This window comes from Loktanella fryxellensis, assembly GCF_900110065.1.
Lineage (GTDB): Bacteria > Pseudomonadota > Alphaproteobacteria > Rhodobacterales > Rhodobacteraceae > Loktanella > Loktanella fryxellensis.
Genome location: NZ_FOCI01000007.1, coordinates 110,000 through 134,745, shown reverse-complemented (window position 1 = coordinate 134,745; position 24,746 = coordinate 110,000). Strand labels below are relative to the sequence as shown.

Genomic DNA, 24,746 nt, shown 5'->3' with positions numbered 1-24,746 from the left:
ATATCCCAATGGCCATGAAAATCCGTCTCGCCCGTGGCGGCTCGAAAAAGCGCCCCTACTACGCCATCGTTGCCGCCGACAGCCGCATGCCGCGCGACGGCCGCTTCAAGGAGAAGCTGGGCACCTATGCGCCGATGCTGGCCAAGGACGACGAGAACCGCGTCAAGATGGACATGGAGCGCGTGCAGTACTGGCTGGATCAGGGCGCGACCCCGACCGACCGCGTCGCCCGCATGCTGGAAGCTGCAGGCACCCTGCCCAAGAAGGACCGTGCCAACCTCAAGAAGGGCACACCCGGCAAGCAGGCCGTGAAGCGCGCCGAGGAAAAGGCCGCCAAGCAGAAGGCGATCGACGACGCCGCCAACGCCCCCGCCGCCGCACCGGCCGAAGAAGAAGCCGCAGCACAGGAGTAATCCTGACCTGCACGGGCCGGATCAGTGCGATCCGGCCCACCGCTGCCTTGCCGTGGACTAGGGGAATTGTGCCAGTCCACCGCCAATTAGGGGTGCATGCCATGACCAACCCAACCGATCCGCGCGTGATCGTCGGCCGCCTGTCGGGCTCCTTCGGAGTGCGCGGCGAGGTGCGGCTGAAATCGTTCTGCGCCGACCCCGCCGCCATTGCCGACTATACCCCGCTGACCACCGAACAGGGGCAGGTCTTTGGGCAAGTGGTGCTGACGGGTCAGATCAAGGGCGGCTTCACCGCCCGCATCGACGGCATCGTGACCAAGGAAGACGCCGACGCGCTGACCAACGTCGACCTGTTTGCGCCGCGCAGCGCGCTGCCCGCGACGGGCGACGACGAATACTATTATGCCGACCTCGAAGGGTTGACCGTGATGGATACGGGCGGTGCCGTGCTGGGCCGCGTGGTGCGCGTGGTGGATCACGGGGCGGGCGATCTGCTGGACATCGCCGTGCCGGGTCAGTCGGAAACGGTGCTGCTGCCGTTCACGCAGGCGCTGGTGCCGACCGTGGACCTGACCACCGGTCGCCTGATCGCCGACCCACCCGACGGCCTGTTCCCCGCGCCATGACCTGTGCGATGACCCGCGTCTGACATGGTGCATGTCATCGTGCATCCCGGCCTGCACAAGACGGGCACCTCGTCCCTGCAGGAGTGGATGGAGCGCAACCGCGCGGCGCTGAAACCGCATCTGCGTTACTACGGCAAGGCCGACTTTCCCGCCGCCGGAACAGCCGCCCGCCGCTATGGCCAGCGCCCGTTCCCATGGCGGCTGCGGGCGTTCCGCAGCAGCCTCGACGGCTTCCTCGGGTCGATCCCCGATGCCCCGGTCATCGTGCTGTCGCGAGAGACGTTCAGCGGCATCATGCCCGGCCACCGCACGTTTCCGAACCGCCTTGTCCGCTGCTATGCCCCCGCCGCCGTGCCGCTGGGGCGGCAGATCGTCGCCGCCTGCCGCGCGCGGTTCGGGGCGGATGTGCAGATCACCTTCCTCTACACCGTGCGCGACCGCGAGGGGTGGGTGCGCAGCGTCTATGGCCACCTGCTGCGATCGGTCCATCTGACCGAGGATTTCATCGCCTTCCGCGCCCGCTTTCCCGATCTGATGGAGCCGGAGCAGGAGGCCCGCGCCATCGCTGCGACCCTCGATGTGCCGGTCCAGATCGTGCGGCTGGCGGATGTGGGCCACCACCGCCTTGGCCCTGCCGTCGCGGTGCTTGACCTTGCCAATGTGCCGCAAGCCCTGCGTGACCGCCTGCCGGACGCCACCCGATCCAACAGTCGCCAGACGCGGGCGCAGGAGTCGCAGTTTCTGTCACTGAACCACGCAGGCGGCAGCAAGGCGACACTGAAGGCTGCCAAGGAGGCGCTGTTGCGTGATGCGCGATGACTGACACCCGCCCACCCCGCGCGCCCGAACCCCGCGCCATCGGGCGCAAGACGATCCGCCCCAGCCTGCAGCCGCAGGAGCTGATGACCGACGCGCCCGATCTGGCGGGCGTCTGGACCGCGCAGGTGCTGACCCTGCTGCCTGACGCCTTTCCCGGCATCCTTGGCGACAGCCTGCTGGGCCGCGCGCTGAAGGATGACCTGTGGCAATTGCAGGTCACCGACCTGCGCCGTTACGGCGCGGGCAAGCATCGCAACGTGGACGACACGCCCGCCGGTGGCGGCGCCGGCATGGTCCTACGCGCCGACGTGCTGGAGGCCGCCTTGCGCGACGTGCGGAGCGGTGCGCGGGGCGACATGCCGCTGATCTACCTGACGCCGCGCGGTCGCCCCATGACCCAAGCCCTGATGCAAAAGCTGAGCGAGGCCGACGGCGTCACCCTGCTCTGCGGTCGGTTCGAGGGGATCGACGAGCGGGTGATCGACCATTTCGACATGATCGAGGTGAGCCTTGGCGACTTCGTCATGACGGGAGGAGAGATCGCGGCAATGGCCTTGATCGACGCGACGGTCCGTCTTATACGCGGCGTGCTGGGGAATCAGGAGTCCACGGTCGAAGAGTCGTTCTCCGACGGATTGCTGGAACACCCGCACTATACGAAACCCGCCGACTGGCACGGCCGCCCCATTCCCGACGTTCTTCTGTCGGGGCATCACGGGCGGATCACCGACTGGCGACGGGCACAGGCCGAACGGCTGACCAAGGAACGCAGACCTGACCTCTGGCGGGCTTACTGTGCCAAACACGGTAGGGACCCGGATGAAGACCGAGAGCTCTGAGGATCGCATCAACGTCGCGGGAACACCCGTGCAAGCATAGGAGCGCATGATATGGATATCATCGCACAGATCGAAGCGGAGCAGGTTGCTGCGCTGGGGAAAAAGATCCCCGACTTCAAGGCGGGTGACACCATCCGCGTCGGTTACAAGGTGACCGAAGGTACCCGGACACGGGTTCAGAATTATGAAGGCGTCTGCATCGCCCGCAAGAACGGATCGGGCATCGCCGGATCGTTCACCGTGCGCAAGATCTCCTTCGGCGAAGGCGTGGAGCGCGTGTTCCCCCTGCATTCGACCAACATCGACACGATCGAGGTCGTGCGTCGCGGCAAGGTGCGTCGCGCCAAGCTGTATTACCTGCGTGCGCGTCGCGGCAAGTCGGCCCGCATCGTCGAAGTCACCAACTACAAGCCTCTGGCCCAGAAATAAGGATCCGGACGATGAAAAAAGGTATTCACCCCGACTACCACGACATCAACGTCAAGATGACCGATGGCACCGTGGTTCAGATGCGCTCCACCTGGGGCAAGGAAGGCGATCAGATGTCGCTGGACATCGACCCCTCCGTGCACCCCGCATGGACCGGCGGCACCTCGCGCCTGATGGACTCCGGCGGTCGCGTGACGAAGTTCAAGAACAAGTACGCCGGCCTGGGTTTCTGATCCAAACCGCCGCGTGACCGGAACGCCGCCCCTAGTGGGCGGCGTTTTGCGTTTGCGGGGGGACGTGGGCGGACTAGGTTTCGGGTCAACGCACTGCCGGAGCATCCGATGACCCAGACGGCCCTGATCCTGATCGACATTCAGAACGACTATTTCCCCGGTGGGTCATGGGAGGTGGACCGGATGGGCACCGTCGCCGCCAACGCCGCCCGTCTGCTGGGTCATGCCCGTACGACAGGCGATCTGGTGATCCATGTGCGGCACGAGGCGGGGTCCGATACAGCCCCCTTCTTTCGTCCCGGCACATCGGGTGCAGAGATCAACTCCGCCGTAGCACCGCAGGGCGCAGAGGCCGTGGTGCTGAAGCATCGCCCCAATGCGTTTCACCAGACCGACCTGCTGGATCGTCTGCGCACAGCGGGCGTCGCCGACCTGATCGTTTGCGGGGCGATGTCCCAGATGTGTGTCGATGCGACCGTGCGCGCTGCCGCCGATCTGGGGTTCAAGGTAACGGTCGTCTCCGACGCCTGCGGGGCCAAGGCGGCGTCGTTCGGCGGCATGGATGTGCAGGCCTCCGTAGTGCAGGCCGCCTTCCTCGCACCCCTCGCGATGAGCTATGCCAAGGTCGTCACCACGGACGCCGCGCTGTCGCAGCGCTAGGCCAAAAAGGAGTCACGATATGGCATGGGTCATTCTGGTCATCGCGGGCCTGCTGGAAACCGCATGGGCGGGCCTGTTGAAGACGGCGGCGGCGAAACCGGGGCCGGGCATCATCGCGCTGACGGTCGTGTTGATCGCCGCCAGCATGATGGCGCTGGCGCTGGCCATGCGCAGCCTGCCGGTGGGCATCGCCTATCCGGTGTGGACGGGAATCGGGTCGGTCGGCGCCGTCACCATAGGCTGGCTGTTCTATGGCGAGGCGATCAGCCTGACCACGCTGGCGGGTCTGGCGTTCCTTGTCACGGGCATGGTGCTGCTGGGGCTGGGCGGCAACCACTGACACGAAAAAGGGCGCGCCGTGATGGCGCGCCCCGTTGTCGTCATGGAAATGGCTCAGGCCGCCGAGGCGGAGCGTCCGCGACCACCAGCGGCACCGCCGCCACCAGTCCGGCGACGCTGACCCTGCGGCTTGCCGCCGGCAGGCTTCGCACCGGCAAACGCGGGCTTGGCCCCGCGACCGGCACCGCCACCACCACCGGGGGCACCACGACCGCGACCACCGCCACCGCCGCCGCCACCGTTCGGACGCTTCTTCTGGCCGGGCAGGATGTCCCACGGACGGCCCGACGCGATCGGAATCTCGGCCTTCATGGCCTTTTCGATGTCCTTCAGCTCGATCATCTCGTCCGGGGCGACCAGCGCGATGGCGGCACCGTCGGCACCGGCACGCGCCGTACGGCCGATCCGGTGGACATAGTTTTCGGCGACGTTGGGCAAGTCGTAGTTATAGACGTGGCGCACGCCGGGAATGTCGATGCCACGGGCCGCCACGTCGGTGGCGACCAGCACGCGGACCTTGCCGGCCTTGAATGCCTCGATCGCGCGTTCGCGCTGACCTTGGGATTTGTTGCCGTGGATGGATGCGGCGGCGAAGCCCTTGGCTTCCAATTGCTTGTACAGCTTTTCGCAGCCGTGCTTGGTGCGGCCAAAGACCAGCGCGAGCTCGTCCCGGTGCTTGTCCAGCAGATCGACCAGCAGGTCGGTCTTGGCGGCCTGTGCGACGAAGTGCACGGACTGCTCGATCTTGGCGACCGCCTGACCGGGAGGGTTGACTTGCACGCGGACCGGATCGTGCAGGAACGCATCGGCCAGTTCCGCCATCAGCTTCGGCATGGTGGCCGAGAACATCATCGTCTGGCGCGGTGTCGCCAGCAGCGGTGCGATGCGGCGCAGGGCGTGGATGAAGCCCATGTCGAGCATCTGGTCGGCCTCGTCCAGCACCAGATAGACCGTCTCGTCCAGACGGATCGCGCGGCGGTCCAGCAGGTCGATCAGGCGACCGGGGGTCGCGACCAGCAGGTCGACGCCGGTGGCCAGACGCTTGGTCTGTGCCACGATGCCGGCACCGCCGACGACGAGGGCGACCTTCAGGTGCGAGCCCTTGGTGTAGTCGGTCAGGTTGTCGGCAATCTGTTTCGCCAACTCGCGCGTCGGGGCCAGAACCAGACCGCGGGCGGTCTTGGCGTTGGGCTTCACGCCCGCCTTCATCAGCGCGTCGATCATCGGCAAGCCAAAGGCCGCCGTCTTGCCGGTGCCGGTCTGGGCGAGGCCCATCACGTCACGGCCATTCATGGCGTGCGGGATGGCCTGCGTCTGGATCGGGGTGGGGTCGGTGATGCCCTGCTCGGCCAGTTTGGCCACAAGGCGGGGCGCGAGGCCCAGCATGTCGAAATCCATGTATATTCTTTCCGGGCCGATCATGGCCCAACGGGTTCGGGCGCACGGGAGGGGTGCGCGCAGCAACAAAGGTTGCGCCGAAATCCTGACAGTCAAAGCCGCATTGCCCTGACGCCGATCTGGCGCTGGGACCCCTGCGTGATCATGGGAACCTGTATGGCGACGGTGATCGTGCGGGGCATCATTGCCCGGCCCTGCTCACGCGGCAGGATCAGTCGTCTGCGATGCACATGACCCCGTGGCCCGCGCCTGTCAAGCCCCGCCGGAAACACCGCGCGGTGGCGCGCTTGCGCTTTCATCGGTCCGGCACACAAGATAGTGTGCGCGCAATCGAGACAGGGCAAGAGGCAGGCTGTGGCGCATATCATCGTGGTGGGCAACGAAAAGGGCGGTGCGGGCAAATCCACCGTCGCCATGCATGTGGCCACGGCCCTTGCACGGATGGGCCACCGCGTCGGCACGCTGGATCTGGACCTGCGGCAGAAGTCGCTGGGCCGCTACATGACGAACCGCCAGCAGTTCCTGGCCGCCGAGGGGCTCGACCTCCCCTCGCCCAGCTATGCAGAGCTGCCGGACATCGACCAGTCGCAACTGGGCCCGCATGAGAACGCGTTCGACCACCGCCTGTCGATGGCCGTGGCGGCGCTGGAACCCACCAGCGACTTCATCCTGATCGACTGCCCCGGCAGCCACACGCGCCTGAGCCAGGTCGCGCACAGTCTGGCCGACACGCTGCTGACGCCGCTGAACGACAGCTTCGTCGATTTCGACCTGCTGGCGCATGTGGATACGGCGGGCGAGGACATCACCGGCCCGTCCGTCTATTCCGAGATGGTCTGGAATGCCCGGCAGCTGCGGGCGCAGGCGGGGCTGTCGCCCATCGACTGGGTCGTGGTGCGCAACCGTGTGGGCGCCCAGCAGATGGTGAACAAGGACAAGATGGAGCGGGTGATCGAAAAACTCGCCAAGCGCATCGGCTTTCGCAATGCGCCCGGTTTCAACGAACGGGTGATCTTCCGCGAGCTGTTCCCGCGCGGGCTGACGCTGCTCGACCTGCGCGACATCGGGGTGAAGAACCTCAACATCTCGAACATCGCGGCCCGGCAGGAATTGCGCGACCTGATCAAGGCTCTGAACCTGCCGGGTGTGAACGCCGACTTCTGAGGCGTCATCCCTGCCCGTGGTAGGACCGCAAGGCCGCCACGGTGCCGTCCGCCCAGATCATGCGCAGCCAGCGGGCGAAGGCTGGCGCGAACTTCGCATCCTGCGCCAGATCGCCGTACAGGCGCGGCTGATCCAGCCACGCCTGCGGGTCGTCGCGTGCCGCCTTTGCCGCCGCCTGCAGATCGTCCCAGATTGGGTCGTTCGTGTCGATGGTGCTGCCATCCTCGCGCGTGCCCTCGCACATGCGGGCCCACAGTGCCTCGACCAGTGCCAGCCCGGCGACGGGGGTGCCCGCAGCCAGCCCCGCGCGGATCACCGGCAGGACGAACCCCGTGTGCCGCGACGAGCCGTCGAAGGCGACGCGCCGGGTGGTGTCGCGGATTTCCGGGTTGGAAAAGCGGCTGTCGATCAGATCGACGTAGGATTGTGGCGTCATGCCGGGGACCGCGTGGACGTGCGGCACGATCTCCTCCGTCTCGACCTTGCGGAACAGGGCGTGAATGTCCGGGTGGGCCATGCAGTCGGCGATGGTGGGCACGCCCACAATCTCGCCCGCGTTGGCGATGACCTGATGGCCGCCGTTCAGGATGCGGATCTTCATCGCCTCATAGGCGTGCACGTCGTCGGTGAACGTGGCCCCCACCAGATCCCAATCGGGCCGCCCCGCGCAAAAACGATCCTCGATCACCCACTGGCGGAACGCCTCGTGCGTGACGGGCACGGCGTCGTCGACGCCGAAATCCCGCGCCAGCGCCAGTTCCGACGGGCCCGTGGCAGGGACGATGCAATCGACCATGGAGTTCGGGAATGTGCAGGCGCCGTCGATCCAGTCCGCAAGGTCCGCGTCCGTCAGGCGCGCCAGCCCCACGACCGTCTGGCGCAGGATGTCGCCGTTGCCCTGCAGGTTGTCGCAGGACTGGCAGGTGAACGGTCCGGTGCCGCGTGCGCGCCGTGCAGCCAGTGCCGCCACCATCGCACCGAACGCACTGCGCGGCGTGTCGGGATGTGCGGCGTCATGCGCCATGTCGGGGTGATCCGCGTCGAACCCGCCGTCGCCGGTCTTGTAATAGCCCCCTTCGGTCACGGTCAGGGACACGATCCGGATGGCCGGGTCGGTCATCGCCGCGATCAGGGGCGCATTGCCGTCCGCCACGGGGACATAGCCGATCATCGATCCCGTCACTTCCGCCGACCGTCCGGTGGGGTCCAGTGCGATCAGCGTCGTCAGGCAGTCCTGTGCCAGCATCTTCGTCCGCGCGGCAGCGTCCGCAGCCCGCACGCCAGCGCCGAGGATGGCCCAGTCCTGCGCCAGACCACGGTCCATCAGCCGGTGCAGATACCACGCCTGATGTGCCCGGTGGAAATTGCCCAGACCGATGTGGACGATCCCCGGCGACAGCCCGGCACGGGCATAGGTGGGCACGCGGACGCCTTCGGGCAGGGCGGACAGGTTAGCAAGGCTCGGGGCGGTCGACATGATCGGTCTTTCAATGGAGCAAGAGGGGGCGGCGGTCGTCAGCTCATCCACTGGCCGCCGTCCACGTTGTAGGTCTGGGATACGATGTAATCCGCCTCGGATGACGCAAGGAACACAGCCATGCCGGTCAGGTCGGCTGGCACGGCGAAACGGCCTGCGGGGACGCCTGCGGCGACCTCGGCCTTCTTCTGGCCCAGCGGCTTGCCTTCAAGCCGCGCGAACATGCTGTCCACGTGGTCCCAGTGTTCGCCGTCCACCACACCCGGCGCGATGGCGTTCACGTTGATGCCGTGGCGGATCAGGTTCAGCCCGGCGCTTTGCGTCATGGAAATCACCGCCGCCTTGGTCGAACAATACACAAGCACGAGGCTTTCGCCCCGCCGCCCGGCTTGAGAGGCCATGTTGATGATCTTGCCGCCGTGGCCCTGCGCGATCATCTGCTTTGCCGCCGCCTGCATCGTGAACAGGGTGCCGGCGACGTTCACGGCATAGAGCCTGTCATAGCTCGCCCGCGTGATGTCCACGGTTTCGGCCGCGTCGAACAGCGCCGCGTTGTTGATCAGGATGTCAAGCTTGCCAGCGCGTGCCACCACCGCCGCGATGGCGGCGTCGATGCTGGCCTGATCGGTCACGTCCATCTGCACCGCATAGGCCTGCGGTCCCAGATCTGCCGCCGCCGCCCGTGCCGCATGCATATTCAAGTCGGCAATGGCAACCATCGCCCCTTCGGCGATGTAGCGTTCGGCGAAACCCCGTCCGATGCCACGGGCGGACCCGGTGATCAGGGCGGATTTGTCGGTCAGGCGTGTCATGCGATGCGAAGTCCCTGTGCGTCGAAACGGTGGATATGCGCCGCGCGCGGCGTCAGGTGGATGGTGTCGCCGTGGGTCAGACCGACTTCGCCACCGGCGCGGACCGTCATCGGCTCTGCCATCTCGGGGACATGGACGTGAAAGAACGTATCCGACCCCAGATGTTCCGCCACACCGACGCGACCCGTAAAGGTGCCACCGCTGTCCACCACGTCCAGATGCTCCGGTCGGATGCCGATGGTCGCCGCCCCGTGTGCGGCGGCAGCGGCGCCCGTCAGCAGGTTCATCTTCGGCGACCCGATGAACCCCGCGACGAAGGTGTTGCGCGGTGTCTTGTAAAGCTCCAGCGGCGAGCCGACCTGTTCGACGTGACCCGCCCGCAGCACCACGATCTTGTCGGCCATGGTCATCGCCTCTACCTGATCGTGGGTGACGTAGATCATCGTGGTCGCCAGCGTCTTGTGCAGTTCCGAAATCTCCATCCGCATCCCGACGCGCAGCGCGGCGTCGAGGTTGGACAGTGGTTCGTCGAACAGAAAGGCAGCGGGTTCGCGCACGATGGCCCGCCCGATGGCGACCCGCTGGCGCTGACCGCCGGACAACTGGCCGGGGCGGCGATCGAGGTAGTCGGTCAGGTTCAGCGCCGTCGCCGCCTTGGCGATGCGGCGGTCCTGTTCGTCCTGCGCCATGCCCGCCATCTTCAGCGGGAACGCGATGTTCTTGCGCACGCTCATGTGCGGATAGAGGGCGTAGGACTGGAACACCATCGCCAGCCCGCGCTTGGCGGGCGGCAGATCCGTGGCGGGGCGTCCGTCGATGCGGATCTCTCCGCCGGAGACATCCTCCAGGCCTGCGATCAGGCGCAGCAGGGTGGATTTCCCGCAGCCCGAGGGGCCGACGAAGACGACGAACTCGCCGTCCTCGATGATCAGGTCCAGCGGCGGAATAACCTCCACATCTCCGAATTTCTTCTGCACGCGGTCGAGTGTGATGCGTCCCATGGGTGTTCCTTCCTTATTTCACGGCGCCGAAGGTCAGGCCCCGGACGAGTTGTTTCTGGCTGAACCAGCCCATCACGATGATCGGCGCGATGGCCATGATCGAGGCGGCCGAGAGTTTGGCGTAGAACAGCCCTTCGGGTGCGGAAAAGCTGGCGATGAACTTGGTCAGCGGTGCGGCGTCCACGGTGGTCAGCAGGATCGTCCAGAACGCCTCGTTCCACGCGAGGATGATGTTCAGCAGGATGGTCGATGCGATGCCCGGCAGCGCCATCGGCGTCAGGACATAGATGATCTCCTTGCCCAAGCTGGCGCCGTCCATCCGCGCGGCCTCCAGGATCTCTCCGGGGATTTCGCGGAAGTAGGTGTAGAGCATCCAGACGATGATCGGCAGGTTGATCAGCATCAGCACGACGATCAGCATGATGCGGCTGTCGTAGACGTTCAGATATTTCGCGATCAGCACCAGCGGATAGAGGACACCGACCGCTGGCAACATCTTGGTGGACAGCATCCACATCAGCACGTCCTTGGTCCGTTTGCCGGGGACAAAGGCCATGGCCCATGCGGCAGGCACCGCGATGACGATGCCCAGCAAGGTCGAGCCCACGGCGATGATGATCGAGTTCATCAGCGCCAGCGGGTAGTTCGACCGGGCCAGAACGTCGGAGTAGTTCTCGGTCGTCCAGTCGAACAGGAACCACACCGGCGGGTCCGAGATCGCCGTGGCCTCGGTCTTGAAACTGGTGAGGAACGTCCAGAGGATCGGAAAGAAGATCAGCAGTCCGACGCCCCAGGCGAGGGCCGTCCACATGATCTTCTTGGGCGTGCTGATCGCGCGGGCCATGAGGAGCGTTCCTTCAGTTGTCGAGGTTTTTGCCGACGATGCGCATCAGGAAGATGGCAACGACGTTGGCGAGGATGACGGCGACGATGCCGCCCGCGGACCCCAGACCGATGTTCTGGCTTTCAAGTACGCGCTGATAGACGAGATAGGTCAGCGTCCGGGTGCCGAAGGCGCCGTTGGTCGTCACGAAGATTTCCGCAAAGATCGACAGCAGGAAAATCGTCTGGATCAGAATCACCACGGTGATCGCGCGGGACAGGTGCGGCAGGATGATGTGCCAGAACCGCGACAGGGGCGGCGCGCCGTCCATCTCGGCCGCCTCCAGCTGTTCGGAGCTGAGCGATTGCACGGCGGTCAGCAGGATCAGCGTGGCGAACGGCAGCCACTGCCACGCGACGATCACGATGATGGAGAACAGCGGGGCCTGTGACAGGAAGTCATAGGGCTGTGCGCCGAAGAACCGCCAGAGATAGCTGAACAACCCGTTGTCCACGTTGAAGAACATGTTCTTCCACACCAGCGCCGATACGGTGGGCATGACGAAGAAGGGTGCGATCACGAGGATGCGGACGATCCCCTGCCCGAACATCGGCTGATCCAGAAGAAGCGCCAGCACCACACCGCCGCCGATGGTGATGCACAGGATGCCGGCGACCATCTGCAGCGTGACGCCGACGGAACTGAGGAAGGAGTCGGATGTCAGGAACGACACGTAGTTGTCGAACCCGATCCACGCGTCGAACGTCGCCCGCAGCGGGCGGTAATCGGCGAAGGAAAAATAGAGCGTCATGCACAGCGGCACCAGCATCCAGACCAGCAGCACAAAGACGGCTGGGGCGACCATGATGCGGGCGGACGTGCGGGAATGTTGCGTGGCCATGACCGGCTCCTGTCGGCAGGGGGTGCGCCTGCGATGCGGGGGGCGTGCTGCACGGAACAGGCCCATGCGGAGGTTGCACCAGCCGGGAACCGCCCGGCTGGTGCAAGAGAGGGAATCAGTAGCCTGCGGCTTCCATCTCTTCGGTCGTCAGAGTCTGGGCGGCGGCGAGCGCCTCCTCGGCTGTCATGTTGCCGGCCAGCGCGTCGCTGAACTGCTGACCCACCTGCGTGGCGATGCCCGCAAATTCCGGGATCGCGACGAACTGGACGCCGGTATAGGGCACCTCTTGCACCGAAGGTGCGGTCGGATCGGCAGAATTGATGCTGTCCAGCGTCATCTGCGCAAAGGGCGCGGCGGCCAGATACTCGGCGTTGTCATAGAGCGACTGACGCGTGCCCGGCGGGACGTTGGCCCAGCCTTCGTTCTCGGCGACGAGCGTGGTGTAGCCCGGTCCGGTGGCCCAGCTGATGAAGTCCTTGGCGATCTCCTGCTTGTCGGACGACGCGGGGATCGCCAGCGACCAGGCCCACAGCCAGTTGCCGCGCTTGCCCAGACCCGTATCGGGGGCCAGTGCGAAGCCGACCTGATCGGCCACGGTGCTGTCCTCGGGGTTGGTGACGAAGGATGCGGCGACCGTGGCATCGATCCACATGCCGCACTTGCCCTGCTGGAACAGCGTCAGGTTTTCGTTGAAGCCGTTGTTGGCGGCACCGGCGGGACCGGATTCGGCCATCATCTCGAGGTAGAAGGTCAGCGTCTCGGCCCACTCGGGGCTGTCGAACTGCGCGGTCCAGTCCATGTCGAACCAGCGTGCGCCGAAGGAGTTCGACATGGCGGTCAGGAAGGCCATGTTCTCGCCCCAGCCGGCCTTGCCGCGTGCGCAGATGCCGTTGATGTCGGCGTCGCGGTCGGTCATCGCGGCGGCGGCTTCACGGATGAACTGCCAGGTGGGTGCCTCCGGCATTTCCAGACCGGCAGCTTCCATCAGGTCGCGGCGGTACATGACCATCGAGGATTCGCCATAGAACGGCGCTGCGACCAGTGTGCCATCGACGGTCAGGCCGCCACGGATCGCAGGCAGCAGGTCGTCGGCGTTCCAGTCGTCGGCCATACCATCGTTCAGCGACACCAGCCAGTCGTTCGCGCCCCAGATCGGTGCCTCGTACGTGCCGATCGTCATGACGTCATACTGGCCGCCACCGGTCGAGATGTCGGTGGTCACGTTCTGACGCAGCACGTTCTCCTCCAGCACGACCCAGTTGATGGTGTTGCCGGTCTGCTCTTCCCACGCGGGGGACAGGGCCTGCATGCGGACCATGTCGCCGTTGTTCACGGTGGCGATGGTGATTTCCTCGGCGGTGGCGATGGTGGCCAGGCCTGCAGCCAGGCACACACCTGCCGCAGAGCCCCAAAGGGCGCTCTTCAAAATCATGGTTTCCTCCCAGAAACATTTTACGTGCGTCAATGTGTAGGGGCGCGCCAGCCCCTGCGTCAACGCAAAATTATGTAAATCGTCTCTGCAACGCAGCATTACTGCGCAGGCACCGGAAAAATCACGCGGATTCACGAACTTTCAGCACGCCATCGAACAGTTGGACGATCTGACCGTCCGCCTTGTTTTCCGCGCGTATCCTGTCGGTCAGGCGCGCCACGGCGGCGCGCCCGATCGCATCGACGTTCTGCGACACCGTGGTGATCCGTGGCGTGGTGTAGTCGCACAACGGGAAATCGTCGTGACCGGCGATTCGCAGACCACCATGGCGCAACGCCCCCGGTTGCAGCCCGTATTGCCATGCGGCCCGCAGCGCGCCCAGCGCAACCCGGTCGTTCACGGCGAGGATCGTCGCATCCACCAACGCGCCACGGGCAAACTGTTCAGCCAGCACGACCTGACCATGCGCCTCGAAATGCCCATCCTCGTTCAGACTGTCGGTCCCGATGACCATGGGGGCGTGACCCAACTCGTGCATTTTCGACAGATAGGCGTTCTCGCGCTCTACCGCGTTGAAATTGACGCGCGGCATGGCAAGGAACACCGGCGGTGCGCCGACACGGCACAGGTATTCCGTCATCAGACCCGTGCTCTGCACATGGTCGGTGCCGATGAAATCCAGCTCGGACAAGGGCTTGGGCCGCGAATCGACCAGCACGAGGGGCAGTCGCGCATTCAGCCGCTTGCAGGCATCCAGATCGCTCTGGTTACCTAATGGCACGACCAGAGCCCCGTCCACGTTCATCGACATGAAGGTCTCGACGGCTCGCGCCTCGATCGCGGGGTCGGAATGGCTGCATTGGCTGATGACGGTGAACCCCGCTTCCATCGCGGCGATCTCGATCGCTTCCAGAAGCCGGGTAAAGAACAGGTCGTTCAGATAGGGGATGATGACGCCGATCATCCCCGTCGATTTGCGGTTCATCCGGGTCGCAAAAAAGTTCGGAACGTATTCGACGCGCTCCAGCCCCTCGCGGATGCGGTCAACGGATGACCGGCTGACCGACGCCGGATCCTGGAAATACCGTGACAGGGTGGGGCGTGATACGCCGATGGCGACGGAGAGCGCCTCCATCGTGGCGATCTGCGGTTTCTTGCCATCGGGCGGTGTCGTCTTTTCCAAACGAAACTCCGTGCCGGTCGGACCGGGCCAATACTTTTACAACTGTAAAAATACTAGCCCGATCCAGTTGCAACGGCAAGTCGCGTTCAGCGGGAAAGCGCGGCTTGAATCGCCGTCAGTTCGGACTGCGCAATCTCGTGTCCGCCCGGATGCCAGTGCAGATCCACGGTGGCCCCCATGCCGGACAGCGCATCGGCCAGTCCTTGCGTCTGCGGTGCGGGGCAGATCGGGTCGCGCCGACCTGCAGTGATCAGCACGTCGACGCCGGCCAACGCCGGGTTCGTGTCCGGCTGCCACGGGATCAGCGGGTGCAGCAGCACGGCACTGTCGAACAGGCGCGGCCCGTCCAGCATCACGGCGGCCAGAATATTCGCACCGTTCGAATAGCCCAGCCCCACGACCCGCGATGGCTCCAGCCGCGCTACGGCCTGCACCACGAAATCGCGCATCGCCGCGCGGCGCAGGGCAAGGTCGTCCATGTCATAGACACCCTCGCCTGTGCGGCGAAAGAACCGTGCGGCACCGTGTTCGCTGACATCGCCCTGCGGCGAAATCACATGCGCCCCCGGAATCAACTCGCCTGCCAGTCCGTGAAACTGGACCGCGCTGCCACCCGTCCCGTGAAACGTGAACACAAGCGGTGCACCCGCCTCACCCTGCGTTTCCGCAAAACGATACATCGGTCAATTCCCCAGCGGTTGCAGGTGCTGTTCTAGGAACGGGCGCAGGCGTTCGTGCTGCGTCGGCAGCTTCAAGCCTTCGCCCAGATGGGCACGGTCCTCGTCCCGGTCGAAGCCGGGTTCGTTCGTCGCCACCTCGAACAGCACGCCGCCGGGGGTGCGGAAATAGATCGCCCAGAAATAGTCCCGGTCGATCACCGGCGTCACCTGATAGCCGGTATCCAGCAGCGCCTTGCGCACCTCGAGCTGTGCGGCGCGGTTTTCCACGGCAAAGGCGATGTGATGCACCGACCCCGCGCCCTGACTGGCGTGGGGCGTGGACTTCAGCTCTTCGAGGTCGATGGTGTTGGCCCCGGTGCCCTCTGCCACCGCGAACCGGGTGACGTTGCCGCGCGTCTCGACCTTGTCGTAGCCCATGAACTGCAGCAACTCGGCCATGGCGCCGGTATCCTGCAGGCGCATGGTGGCCCCGTGAAAGCCGCGGATCGCGTGGTCGGCGTCGATGCCGTTGCCGGTCCAGCCGTCACGGTTGTCGTCGGTGACTTCGGCCACGGCGAACCCTTCGCCATCGGACGTACGGAAGGTCAGGCGTTTCTCGCCGAAATGGTCGACGGACTGCACGCCTTCAGCGGCGGCACCCAGACGGTCGGCCCAATAGGGCAGGCTGCCGGTGGGCACGGAGAACACCGTCTCGCCGACTTCGCCGGTGCCGCGACGACCCTTGGCGGCGTCTTGGAACGGGAAATAGGTCATGACACTGCCGGGATTTCCGACTTCGTCGCCATAATACAGGTGATAAACGTCCGGTGCGTCGAAGTTCACGGTTTTCTTGACCCGGCGCAGGCCCAGCGCCTGGGTAAAGAATGCGTTGTTTTCGACCGCGTCAGACGCGATCGAGGTCATGTGGTGCAGGCCCTTGATCTGGTTCAGCATGGTGATCTCCTTTGGTTGAAGAACAGATAGCACTCGACACCCGATGCGATAATCGCAACATTGCAGCGCAATCCATTGCGAAAGGCGCAATAGTCAGATGGCAGGCGCGTTGGAGCAAATTGCGGCATTCCTCGCCGTGGCCGAGGCGCAAAGCTTCAGCCGCGCGGCCACGACCCTTGGCGTCGCACCGTCGTCGGTCACGCGCACCGTATCGGAACTGGAGCGGCGCTTGGGTGTGCAACTGCTGGTGCGCACGACGCGGCGGGTATCGCTGACGCAGGCGGGTACGGCGTTCCGTGCGCAGGTCACACCCTTGGTGGATGGTTTAGCACAGGCGCAGGACGGGGTGCGGGCCTATCAGACGACGCTGACGGGCACCTTGCGTGTCTCCGTGCCGCTGTCGTTCGGTCTGCATGCCCTGTCGGACCCGCTCATCCGGTTCCGGGCCGAGGCACCGGACATCGAGATGCAGATCAGCCTGACCGACCGATTCGTGGACATTTTGACCGACGATCTGGACATGGCGCTGCGTATCTCCGGCGCACCTGACGATCTGTCCACGATCTGGCGCAAGATCGCGCCCGTGCCGAGATCCATGGTGGCGTCGCCGGACTACCTGTCGCGCCACGGCACGCCGCTGACGCCAGCCGACCTGCAACGACACAGCGGACTGGCCTATGCGCACCTGGCACAGGGCGAGGTATGGCAGCTGACCGATCCTGCGTCGGGCCTGACGGCCCCCGTGCGCGTGCCGGCCACGTTCACATGCGACAACGGCGATCTGCTGGCACAACTGGCGGTGGCGGGACAGGGGATCGCGCTGCTGCCGGATTTCCTGCTGCGCGACGCCATCGCGGCGGGACGGCTGGTGCGTCTACTGCCCGACTGGCAGCCGCCCCAGATCTGGCTGACCGCGTATTTCCCGCCCTACCGCAGGCTGCCTGCCGCCCTCAACCGGTTCACCGCCTGTATCGAGGGGGCAATGGGCGTGGCCCCGCTCTAGCCTGCGCGCAGGCCCAGCAGCGCGCGGGCCTGCTGCCATGTCGCCACGGGCCGCTCATAGCGGTCGCAGACCGCGACCGTGCGTTCCACCAATGCCGCATTCGACGGGGCGAGGGTGTCGCGATCGAGGCGGATGTTATCCTCCAGCCCCGTGCGGGCATGACCACCGCTGGAAATCGCCCAGTCATTCAGCACCGCCTGATTGGGACCGATCCCGGCGGCGCACCACGGCGCACCGGGAAACAGCCGCTCGACCGTCTGCACGTAATAGTCGAACACGTGCCGGTCGGCAGGCATGGCGTTCTTCACCCCCATGACGAACTGCACATAGGGCGTGTCCTTGATCTTGCCTTCCTTGTGCAGCCTTGCGGCACCCAGGATGTGGGACAGGTCAAAGGCCTCCACCTCTGGTCTCACGTCGTGGGTCAGCATCTCCGCGGCCAGCCAATCGACCAGATCGGGCGGGTTTTCATAGACGCGGGTGGGAAAGTTGTTGGACCCGACCGACAGGGACGCCATGTCGGGACGCAGCGACAGCATCGCGCCGCGCGCCTGCCCTGCCCCGGACCGCCCACCGGTGGAAAACTGGATAATCATGCCGGGGCAATGCTTTTCCAGACCCTGCTTCAGTGCCGCGAACTTTTCGGGATCGCTGCTGGGCGTCTCGTCGGGATTGCGGACATGGGCGTGGACGATGGCTGCACCCGCCTCGAACGCCGCCTGAGTGCTTTCGATTTGCTCAGTCACGGTGACGGGCACGGCTGGATTGTCGGCGCGCGTCGGGACGGATCCGGTGATAGCGACGCAGATGATGCAGGGGGTCGTCATGGGCATACCTCGGTCTTGCTGTCTGCGGGACTATCGATCCGCAGCATGCGAATGAAAAGACCGCGGCGACCCGTCCCGAACTTTTCCGCAAAAGCGACCTGCGATTAAACCAGTTTATATCGAACGCACCTGCTCGGACCTAACACATAGCAAGACACGCGAATCGGACTTGCCCCGGATGATCCGTTTCGGGCTGCGGCGTCCGTCGTGACATGATTTGAAAGGACGACAGTGTGAAACCCAACCAAAGCGCGTTCCTGACGCGTATCTGCCGACACGCGACGCTGGACACGGTCGAGCGTGAGGCGCTGATCAGGCTGGAAGGCCAGCCGGAAAGCCGGTCGAAGCGCGACCCCGTCTTTACCGATACGCGCCCCGACGACCGGATCGCGATCCTGCGGTCCGGCTGGGCCGTCGCGCGGGTGCGCAGCGCCGGGGATCAGACCACGATCACGCAGATCTACATGGCGGGCGACATCATCGGTCTGTCGGATCTTGGGTTCAAGGCCCCGCAGCACGAAACGACGATGCAGACCGATGGCGTAGTCAATCTGCTCAGCCGCAGCGCGCTGTGCGACCTTGGCCTGTCGCAACCGCGCCTGTTCGCGATGCTGCTGTCGCTGTCGTCGCTGGATGCGACGGCGATGAACGACCGGCTGCATGCCATCACGCGCTTCAGCGCGGAAGATCGGCTGATGCATTTCCTGCTGTCGATCAAAGCCAAGACCGAACAGACCATGGACCACGCGTCGGACAGGTTTCCGCTGCCCTTCTCTCAGAAGGAGATTGGTGACGCGCTGGGTCTGACGGACATCTATGTAAACCGCCTTCTGCGCGGTCTGCAGAAGTCCGGCCAGCTAACGTTGTCACGCCCCTATGTCCGGATCACCGACCGGGCAGCATGGGAACAGCGCCTGAATTTTCAGGATCGGTTCGGCTGCCTCGACGTGAACTGGGCCAGCTGAGGGCCGCAGGATGATCCGACACATGCAAAACGGGGCCCCGCCATGCGGAGCCCCGTTTTTTCATGCTGACAGTATAATGTCCTGCAGGACAATGACTTACTTGTCCTTGTCGGCTTTCTTTGCGGCTTTCGTCGCTTCCTTGGCCACGCGGTCGGCGGTGTCACGGGCTGCGGTCTCGGCCTCGTTCGCGGCAGACTTCAGCGCGGTGGTGGCAGCCTCCGTCGCGTCTTTTGCGGCACTGGACAGCTCGGTCTTTGCGGCGCTCAATGCACGCTCTGCACGGCCTTTTTCCTCGTGATAGACGCGCTCCGCCTCGTCCATGAGGGCATCGCGACGGGCACCCAGATAGGCGTCCTCGGTCCGGGTCTTGGGCAGCAACGCCGCCACGGCAGCACCGACGGCGAATGCGAGTGCGCCGACGACCAGAGGCTGACGCTCGAACAGGTCGACGGCGTTGTCACGTCCGCCGGCCAGGGCGCGGCTGGCCTGACGGCGTGCTTCGATGGCGCGCTCGCGCGCATCGATCACACGCTCGCGCGCGGCTTCGGACAGATGCTCGGTACCCTCGGCCAGACGTTCGCGTAGACGGCGTGCCTCTGCACTGACGTTATGGGCGATCTCGTGCGCCTTGTCGTTGGCATCGTGGGCCAGCTTGTGCGCCTTGTCGTTCGCATCGTGCGCCAGCTTGTGAGCCTTGTCGTTCGCGTCGTTCATGTAGTCTTTCGTCGTGCTCATCGGAAAAGTCCTTTGTTCAGTGAATGGGGGTCGCAGTCGCCGTCACAGGCGCCGCGTTGCATCCCAGGTTTCGTCGCGCGCCCATCCGGGTGCGTCGTAATCGTCGCGGTCATAGGACGGCACGGCATGGGACTGGGCATCCAGCACAGCCGTCGCCCATCCGTCCGCATCGCGTTCCAGCCGTGCGGCTGCCATGTCGGCAGGGCTGCTGTCGTAGCGTGGCTGACGCACGGGCGTGACCGACTTGACCGGCGCCATCCCGATCCGGGTCTTGGGCTTACCACGTTCCGGCATCGCCTGGGACACGGCCAGCCATGCCAGACCCGCACCGATCACCGCATAGGGCCACGGATTGCTGCGCGCCGATCGTGCGATCACATCGCCCGTCGTCGCGATCTGGTCGCGCATCGTACCGAACACCTCGGTGCCGACCGATTTGAACTGTCCACGCAATTGCATCGTCACTTCGTCGATCTGACCACGGACCTGCATGCGGACTTCGTCCATCAACCCATCCACGGTCAGCCGGTCCTGCAGCATACTCAGATCACCACTCAGCTTGGCGCGCTCGGCGGCAATCTCGGCCTCGATCTCCTTGGCGGTGCGATAGTCAGCGGTCATTGTAGGCCTCCTTCATCATGTTGATGTCGGCCTTGAGGTTGCGTGCGGCACGGCTTGGCGCGATGCTCGACAGCTTCAGCCGCTTGATCCCGACGGAGCCGAGGATCCCGGCAATCACCAGAACCACCAGACCGACGATGATCGTGGCCCACAAGGACCCGATCCCGGCGAGCACGAGTGCCGAAATCGCCGCCGTCGACAGCACCGACAACCCGATGAAGGCAAGGATCAATGCGCCGATCAGCAGGAACAGCGCCTTGCCAGCCTTCTTGAGGTTCTCGTCCACTTCCGCGCGGGCCAGATCGACTTCCTGCCGCAGCAAGTTGCCGATGCTGCCCAGCACGTCCGTCAGCAGCGAACCCGTGCTACGGGGGTCCTGACGGTCCATGGTCAGACCCGCCCGTTCCGGTTGGCGTCGACCGTGTCGCCCGTATAGACGTTGGCGTTGTCGCGGTCGTCATAAGAGTGGCGGTCGGACGCCTTGACGAAGCGGCTGACGGCAAAGCCGGCCAGTGCCGCACCGGCGAGGAACGTCAGCGGGTTACGACGCGCGAACTCGCCGATGTCGCTGATCGCGGTGCCCAGATCCTTGTTGCTGATCGCATCGGATGCGTCGGCCAGCGTGTCGGCGATCTGGCCGAACGTGCGTTCCTGTGCGCTGCCGCTGCGTGATTCCTGTGCAGCCTTGCGCAGCGCCGCGGCGACGTTGCCGACTTCGGTGGCCGCAGCACCCTTGACCGCATCCGCACGCTGGGACACTTCGCCAAGGATCGTGTCCTTGGTCTCAGTGGCAACAGTCTTGGCCTGTGCCGTCACGTCATCGACGATGTGCTTTGCACGATTCTCGGCGTCATGGGCGGCATTTTCGACGTTGCGCTTGGCAGCATCCATGTTCTGATCGGAATAGGTCATCATCAATCCTCGAATGTGGCGGGGATCGGGGTCAGCGACCCGTCATCCACCGCACGTGTCTGATTGATGACAGAACATCGCAGGCCGGGTTTAGTTCCGCGCCAGTTCACAGCACCGTGTGGTTGTCAACACGGGACACACCCCGCATCACGCTGTTATGACGATGTGTCGCCATCCCCGGTGCGGGGTCCATAGCCGTCGGGATTGCCCGACTGCCACGCCCAGGTGCTGGCCGCCATGTCGTCCAGCGTATGGGTCGCCCGCCATCCCAGTTCGACCTGTGCGCGCCGCGAATCGGCCTGCATCGCGGCGATGTCGCCCGCCCGGCGCGGAGCCACGACGACAGGGATCGGCTGGTGCGAGGCGGCCCGGAACGCGGCCACCATCTGCTGCACGCTATAGGGTTGGCCCGTCCCGATGTTGAATGCCCGCGCGCCCGTATGGGTCGCGGCATAATCCAGCGCCGCCACATGCGCCCGCGCCAGATCGACCACGTGGATATAGTCGCGCTGCCCGGTGCCGTCGGGGGTGTCGTAATCGTCGCCAAAGACGTTCAGATGCGCCCGCTTGCCCACCGCCACCTGCGCGATGAACGGCATCAGGTTGTTGGGCACGTCCGCCGGGTCCTCGCCGAGCGTCGCACTCGCATGGGCGCCCACGGGGTTGAAGTAGCGCAGCAGCACGGCGGTGCCGCCACTGGCCTGCGCCCAGTCGGTCAGGATGTGTTCGGCCACCATCTTGGTGCGGCCATAGACGGACGTGGGGTTGAGGAGATGCGCCTCGTCATAGGGCAAATACACGGGCTCGCCATAGACGGTGGCCGAGGAGGAGAAGATGATCCGCCCGCACCCGGCCCGGTCCATCGCCCGCAACAGCGCGATCGTGCCGTTCACGTTCACGTCGTAATATCCCAGCGGATTGGTCATGCTGTCGCCCACGGCCTTGAGACCCGCGAAATGCACCACCGCCTCCGGCGCGAAATCCGCCATCACGGTGTTCAGCGTGTCGTCGTGGCGCACGTCGCCCTGCACCGCTGTCACCGTGCCGTTCGTCAACTTGCGCACACGGTCCAGCACCACGGGGCTGGAGTTGTCATAGGTGTCCAGCACGCAGACCTCGTGCGCCTGCCCCAGCAGTTCCACCAGCGTATGGCTGCCGATGTAGCCCGCCCCACCCGTCACCAGAACTCGCATCTGCCACCCTCCGTTTGCGCGTCCGTCCTAGCGCGTGAGCGGTGACACATCAATCGCGCGGCGGGGGCATGTCGACCGCACCGCCCTGCGCCACCCAGTCGGTGAAGCCGTGGCGCAGATGCATGGCTTTGAACCCCATGTCCTGCAAGGCCGCCACCGCCAGCGCCGACCGCCAGCCGCTGGCACAGTGGAACACGAAGCGTTTCGGTTCAGCGAAGACCGGCTTGTGATAGGGGCTGGCGGGGTCGACCCAGAACTCCAGCATGCCGCGCGGCGCATGGATGCTGCCGGGAATGAACCCCTTTTGCCGTTCGCGGATGTCGCGGATGTCGACGATCACCACATCGGGGTCGTCCGCCATCGCCATCAGCGTCGGTGTATCCACCTCCGCGATCCGCGCGCGGGCGTTGGCGACAAGGGTGCTGACGGGCGTGATCGGCATGGCTTTCCCTGTCGTGGTTCGGGCGCAGACTGACGACCTGACCGCCTGCGTCAAGGCCACATTGCGCGCCCGTCATGGCGCGGACTGCACAAAACTGTAGCTTTTGCCAGCATTTCAGGCCACCCCTCCGCGGAACGCCCAGCGACGCTTTCCCCGGATCGGGAGCGGCTGTTACGCTGAGGCATGGCAAAGACAGGAGGCGCCATGATGCGCGAATGGTGGCGGGACGCGGTGATCTATCAGATCTATCCGCGCTCCTTTCAGGACAGCACCGGCGACGGTGTGGGCGATCTGAACGGGATCACGCAGCGCCTGCCCTATGTGGCAAGCCTCGGGGTGGACTGCATCTGGCTGTCGCCGATCTTTACCAGCCCGCAGGCGGACATGGGCTATGACGTGTCCGATTATACCGACATCGACCCGCTGTTCGGCACGCTGGCCGACTTCGACCGGATGCTGGCCACCGCGCACGAGCTGGGGTTGAAAGTCATCACCGATCAGGTGTTGTCGCATACCTCTGACAAGCATCCGTGGTTCGTCGAAAGCCGCAAGGACCGCACCAATCCGAAGGCCGACTGGTACGTCTGGGCCGACCCGTTGGAGGATGGCAGCCCGCCCACCAACTGGCACAGCCACTTCGGCGGCCCCGCGTGGGAATTCGACGCGATGCGCGGGCAGTATTACCTGCACAATTTCCTGTCGCAGCAGCCGGACCTGAACTTTCATAACCCCGACGTTGTGGCAGCGATTCTGGACACGGCCAGGTTCTGGCTGGATCGGGGCCTCGACGGGTTCCGACTGGATACGGTGAACTACTATTTCCACGACAAGAAGCTGCGGTCGAACCCACCCGCCAAGCGGGCCGGACCGCAGGTGATGGCGACCGACCTCTATGGGATGCAGGACAACATCCACAACAAGAACCAGCCCGAAAACCTCGCCTTTCTCGAACAGTTGCGCAGCCTGTGCGACCAATACACCGACATCATGATGGTCGGCGAGGTCGGCGACATGGGCCAGCGGTCCATCGACCTGATGGCGCAATACACCGCCGGCAATGGGCGGCTGCACATGGCCTACAGCTTTGCGATGCTGGGGCCGGATTTCAGCCCGGAGCATTTCCGCCGCTGTATCGAAGGCTTCCAGAAGGGCGCCCCTGACGGCCAGCCGTCGTGGTCCTTCTCCAACCATGACGTCCCGCGCCACGTCACACGCTGGGCCAAGCATGCGGTGTCCGAAGACGCGATCGCCCGTCTGTCCTGCGCCATGCTGATGAGCTTTGAAGGGACCATCGGCGTCTATCAGGGCGAAGAACTGGGCCAGACCGAGACGGTCATGGAATACCACGAGCTGACAGACCTGCAGGCGATCCGGTTCTGGCCCGGGATCAAGGGCCGCGACGGTTGCCGCACGCCGATGGTCTGGGACAGCACAGCGCCAAATGCAGGCTTCACGACCGGCACGCCGTGGCTGCCGGTCAAGGGACCGCAGGTCGCCCATGCGGTCGATCTGGCCGAGGCGTCGAACGACGGCATCCTGCAGTTTTACCGCGACACGATCGGCTTTCGCAAAACGCATCCCTGCATGACGCAGGGCAAGACGGCGTGGATCAAGCTGCCCGACCCGCTGCTGGCCTTTACCCGGTCGGTGGACGACCGGCACCTGACCTGCGTGTTCAACCTGTCGGCCGAACCCGTCGTGCTGCACGTCGCAGGGTCCGGCACCCTGACCGGCCCGCAGAATGCGACGCTGGACGCGGACACGCTGACCCTGCCCGGTAACGGGTTCGCGTTCATCGATCACGCGGACAAGCTGAAGCTGAAGGTCTGAACGAGGCGGGCGGCAGGGGTCCGCCCGTTGTCGCCCGACACCCAAAAGGGTCGGCG

At 65.1% G+C, this 24,746-nt stretch carries 29 protein-coding genes; 12 read left to right on the top strand and 17 right to left on the bottom strand.

Going from position 1 to position 24,746, the window contains the following annotated elements; genetic code table 11:
• The first annotated feature begins 8 nt into the window (after window positions 1–8).
• The 8 genes from rpsP to BMX16_RS07490 all read left to right on the top strand — a co-directional run bounded on the left by rpsP (window position 9) and on the right by BMX16_RS07490 (window position 4,359).
• Window positions 9–413, top strand: coding sequence for a 30S ribosomal protein S16 (gene rpsP, locus BMX16_RS07525; RefSeq protein ID WP_177174602.1), 405 nt, complete (start codon window positions 9–11; stop codon window positions 411–413).
• Window positions 414–514: 101 nt separating this feature from the next.
• The gene (gene rimM, locus BMX16_RS07520) at window positions 515–1,039 is read left to right on the top strand and encodes a ribosome maturation factor RimM (protein ID WP_089901113.1); all 525 of its coding nucleotides are present in this window, start codon (window positions 515–517) and stop codon (window positions 1,037–1,039) included.
• Between the two features lie 24 nt (window positions 1,040–1,063).
• Complete coding sequence (locus BMX16_RS07515) at window positions 1,064–1,858, top strand: hypothetical protein (protein ID WP_089901110.1); 795 nt, start codon at window positions 1,064–1,066, stop codon at window positions 1,856–1,858.
• A complete protein-coding gene (gene trmD / locus BMX16_RS07510; RefSeq protein ID WP_089901107.1) occupies window positions 1,855–2,697 on the top strand; it encodes a tRNA (guanosine(37)-N1)-methyltransferase TrmD in 843 nt (280 codons plus the stop codon). Before BMX16_RS07515 ends, trmD begins: the two co-directional genes overlap by 4 nt.
• A gap of 51 nt (window positions 2,698–2,748) precedes the next feature.
• Window positions 2,749–3,126: a 50S ribosomal protein L19 gene (gene rplS, locus BMX16_RS07505; protein ID WP_089901104.1), complete on the top strand. Its 378-nt coding sequence runs from the start codon at window positions 2,749–2,751 to the stop codon at window positions 3,124–3,126.
• A gap of 11 nt (window positions 3,127–3,137) precedes the next feature.
• Window positions 3,138–3,359 carry a 50S ribosomal protein L31 gene (rpmE, locus tag BMX16_RS07500; protein WP_089901101.1) on the top strand — a complete coding sequence of 74 codons (222 nt, stop codon included), beginning with the start codon at window positions 3,138–3,140 and terminating at the stop codon, window positions 3,357–3,359.
• 108 nt (window positions 3,360–3,467) lie between these two features.
• Entirely contained in the window at window positions 3,468–4,019 is a 552-nt protein-coding gene (locus tag BMX16_RS07495) for a cysteine hydrolase family protein (RefSeq protein ID WP_089901098.1), read from the top strand.
• 19 nt (window positions 4,020–4,038) lie between these two features.
• Window positions 4,039–4,359, top strand: a complete 321-nt coding sequence (locus BMX16_RS07490) for a DMT family transporter (RefSeq protein WP_089901095.1) — start codon at window positions 4,039–4,041, stop codon at window positions 4,357–4,359.
• 53 nt (window positions 4,360–4,412) lie between these two features.
• Here the strand turns inward: BMX16_RS07490 and BMX16_RS07485 are convergent, their stop codons facing one another.
• Window positions 4,413–5,756: a DEAD/DEAH box helicase gene (locus BMX16_RS07485; protein WP_089901091.1), complete on the bottom strand. Its 1,344-nt coding sequence runs from the start codon at window positions 5,754–5,756 to the stop codon at window positions 4,413–4,415.
• Window positions 5,757–6,110: 354 nt separating this feature from the next.
• Here BMX16_RS07485 and BMX16_RS07480 point away from each other — a divergent pair, with 354 nt between their 5' ends.
• Window positions 6,111–6,920 carry a division plane positioning ATPase MipZ gene (locus tag BMX16_RS07480; RefSeq protein ID WP_089901087.1) on the top strand — a complete coding sequence of 270 codons (810 nt, stop codon included), beginning with the start codon at window positions 6,111–6,113 and terminating at the stop codon, window positions 6,918–6,920.
• A gap of 4 nt (window positions 6,921–6,924) precedes the next feature.
• Here BMX16_RS07480 and BMX16_RS07475 read toward each other — a convergent pair whose 3' ends face one another.
• From BMX16_RS07475 to BMX16_RS07435, 9 genes are all read right to left on the bottom strand, one after another.
• On the bottom strand, window positions 6,925–8,397 hold the full coding sequence (locus BMX16_RS07475) for a mannitol dehydrogenase family protein (RefSeq protein ID WP_089901084.1): 1,473 nt from the start codon (window positions 8,395–8,397) through the stop codon (window positions 6,925–6,927).
• 38 nt (window positions 8,398–8,435) lie between these two features.
• Window positions 8,436–9,209 carry an L-iditol 2-dehydrogenase gene (locus BMX16_RS07470; RefSeq protein ID WP_089901080.1) on the bottom strand — a complete coding sequence of 258 codons (774 nt, stop codon included), beginning with the start codon at window positions 9,207–9,209 and terminating at the stop codon, window positions 8,436–8,438.
• On the bottom strand, window positions 9,206–10,210 hold the full coding sequence (locus BMX16_RS07465) for an ABC transporter ATP-binding protein (RefSeq protein ID WP_089901077.1): 1,005 nt from the start codon (window positions 10,208–10,210) through the stop codon (window positions 9,206–9,208). Before BMX16_RS07465 ends, BMX16_RS07470 begins: the two co-directional genes overlap by 4 nt.
• 13 nt (window positions 10,211–10,223) lie before the next feature.
• Entirely contained in the window at window positions 10,224–11,054 is an 831-nt protein-coding gene (locus BMX16_RS07460) for a carbohydrate ABC transporter permease (RefSeq protein ID WP_089901073.1), read from the bottom strand.
• 13 nt (window positions 11,055–11,067) lie between these two features.
• Window positions 11,068–11,934 (bottom strand): carbohydrate ABC transporter permease, encoded by an 867-nt coding sequence (locus BMX16_RS07455; RefSeq protein WP_089901070.1) that lies wholly within the window; start codon window positions 11,932–11,934, stop codon window positions 11,068–11,070.
• A gap of 115 nt (window positions 11,935–12,049) precedes the next feature.
• Window positions 12,050–13,366 carry an ABC transporter substrate-binding protein gene (locus BMX16_RS07450; RefSeq protein WP_089901067.1) on the bottom strand — a complete coding sequence of 439 codons (1,317 nt, stop codon included), beginning with the start codon at window positions 13,364–13,366 and terminating at the stop codon, window positions 12,050–12,052.
• Between the two features lie 121 nt (window positions 13,367–13,487).
• Window positions 13,488–14,549, bottom strand: a complete 1,062-nt coding sequence (locus BMX16_RS07445; protein ID WP_245731412.1) for a LacI family DNA-binding transcriptional regulator — start codon at window positions 14,547–14,549, stop codon at window positions 13,488–13,490.
• Window positions 14,550–14,635: 86 nt separating this feature from the next.
• On the bottom strand, window positions 14,636–15,229 hold the full coding sequence (locus tag BMX16_RS07440; protein WP_089901064.1) for an alpha/beta hydrolase: 594 nt from the start codon (window positions 15,227–15,229) through the stop codon (window positions 14,636–14,638).
• Between the two features lie 3 nt (window positions 15,230–15,232).
• A complete protein-coding gene (locus tag BMX16_RS07435) occupies window positions 15,233–16,162 on the bottom strand; it encodes a VOC family protein (RefSeq protein ID WP_089901061.1) in 930 nt (309 codons plus the stop codon).
• A gap of 97 nt (window positions 16,163–16,259) precedes the next feature.
• Here BMX16_RS07435 and BMX16_RS07430 point away from each other — a divergent pair, with 97 nt between their 5' ends.
• The gene (locus BMX16_RS07430; protein WP_089901058.1) at window positions 16,260–17,165 is read left to right on the top strand and encodes a LysR family transcriptional regulator; all 906 of its coding nucleotides are present in this window, start codon (window positions 16,260–16,262) and stop codon (window positions 17,163–17,165) included.
• Here BMX16_RS07430 and BMX16_RS07425 read toward each other — a convergent pair.
• Window positions 17,162–17,992, bottom strand: coding sequence for a 3-oxoadipate:acetyl-CoA acetyltransferase (locus BMX16_RS07425; protein ID WP_089901226.1), 831 nt, complete (start codon window positions 17,990–17,992; stop codon window positions 17,162–17,164). The genes BMX16_RS07430 and BMX16_RS07425 overlap by 4 nt on opposite strands.
• A gap of 233 nt (window positions 17,993–18,225) precedes the next feature.
• Between BMX16_RS07425 and BMX16_RS07420 the strand changes: the two genes are divergently transcribed.
• The gene (locus tag BMX16_RS07420) at window positions 18,226–18,957 is read left to right on the top strand and encodes a Crp/Fnr family transcriptional regulator (RefSeq protein WP_089901055.1); all 732 of its coding nucleotides are present in this window, start codon (window positions 18,226–18,228) and stop codon (window positions 18,955–18,957) included.
• A gap of 96 nt (window positions 18,958–19,053) precedes the next feature.
• Here the strand turns inward: BMX16_RS07420 and BMX16_RS07415 are convergent, their stop codons facing one another.
• The 6 genes from BMX16_RS07415 to BMX16_RS07390 form a co-directional block, all read right to left on the bottom strand.
• A complete protein-coding gene (locus tag BMX16_RS07415; protein ID WP_089901052.1) occupies window positions 19,054–19,692 on the bottom strand; it encodes a hypothetical protein in 639 nt (212 codons plus the stop codon).
• 42 nt (window positions 19,693–19,734) lie between these two features.
• The gene (locus BMX16_RS07410) at window positions 19,735–20,313 is read right to left on the bottom strand and encodes a DUF3618 domain-containing protein (RefSeq protein ID WP_089901049.1); all 579 of its coding nucleotides are present in this window, start codon (window positions 20,311–20,313) and stop codon (window positions 19,735–19,737) included.
• Entirely contained in the window at window positions 20,303–20,701 is a 399-nt protein-coding gene (locus BMX16_RS07405) for a phage holin family protein (protein ID WP_089901046.1), read from the bottom strand. The genes BMX16_RS07410 and BMX16_RS07405 overlap by 11 nt, the downstream gene beginning before the upstream one ends.
• A 2-nt stretch (window positions 20,702–20,703) precedes the next feature.
• Window positions 20,704–21,225 carry a hypothetical protein gene (locus tag BMX16_RS07400; RefSeq protein ID WP_089901043.1) on the bottom strand — a complete coding sequence of 174 codons (522 nt, stop codon included), beginning with the start codon at window positions 21,223–21,225 and terminating at the stop codon, window positions 20,704–20,706.
• 155 nt (window positions 21,226–21,380) lie between these two features.
• Entirely contained in the window at window positions 21,381–22,418 is a 1,038-nt protein-coding gene (galE, locus tag BMX16_RS07395; RefSeq protein WP_089901040.1) for a UDP-glucose 4-epimerase GalE, read from the bottom strand.
• A 49-nt stretch (window positions 22,419–22,467) separates the two neighbouring features.
• A complete protein-coding gene (locus BMX16_RS07390; protein WP_089901037.1) occupies window positions 22,468–22,860 on the bottom strand; it encodes a rhodanese-like domain-containing protein in 393 nt (130 codons plus the stop codon).
• Window positions 22,861–23,067: 207 nt separating this feature from the next.
• Between BMX16_RS07390 and BMX16_RS07385 the strand changes: the two genes are divergently transcribed.
• Entirely contained in the window at window positions 23,068–24,690 is a 1,623-nt protein-coding gene (locus tag BMX16_RS07385) for an alpha-glucosidase (protein WP_089901223.1), read from the top strand.
• Window positions 24,691–24,746: the final 56 nt, after the last annotated feature.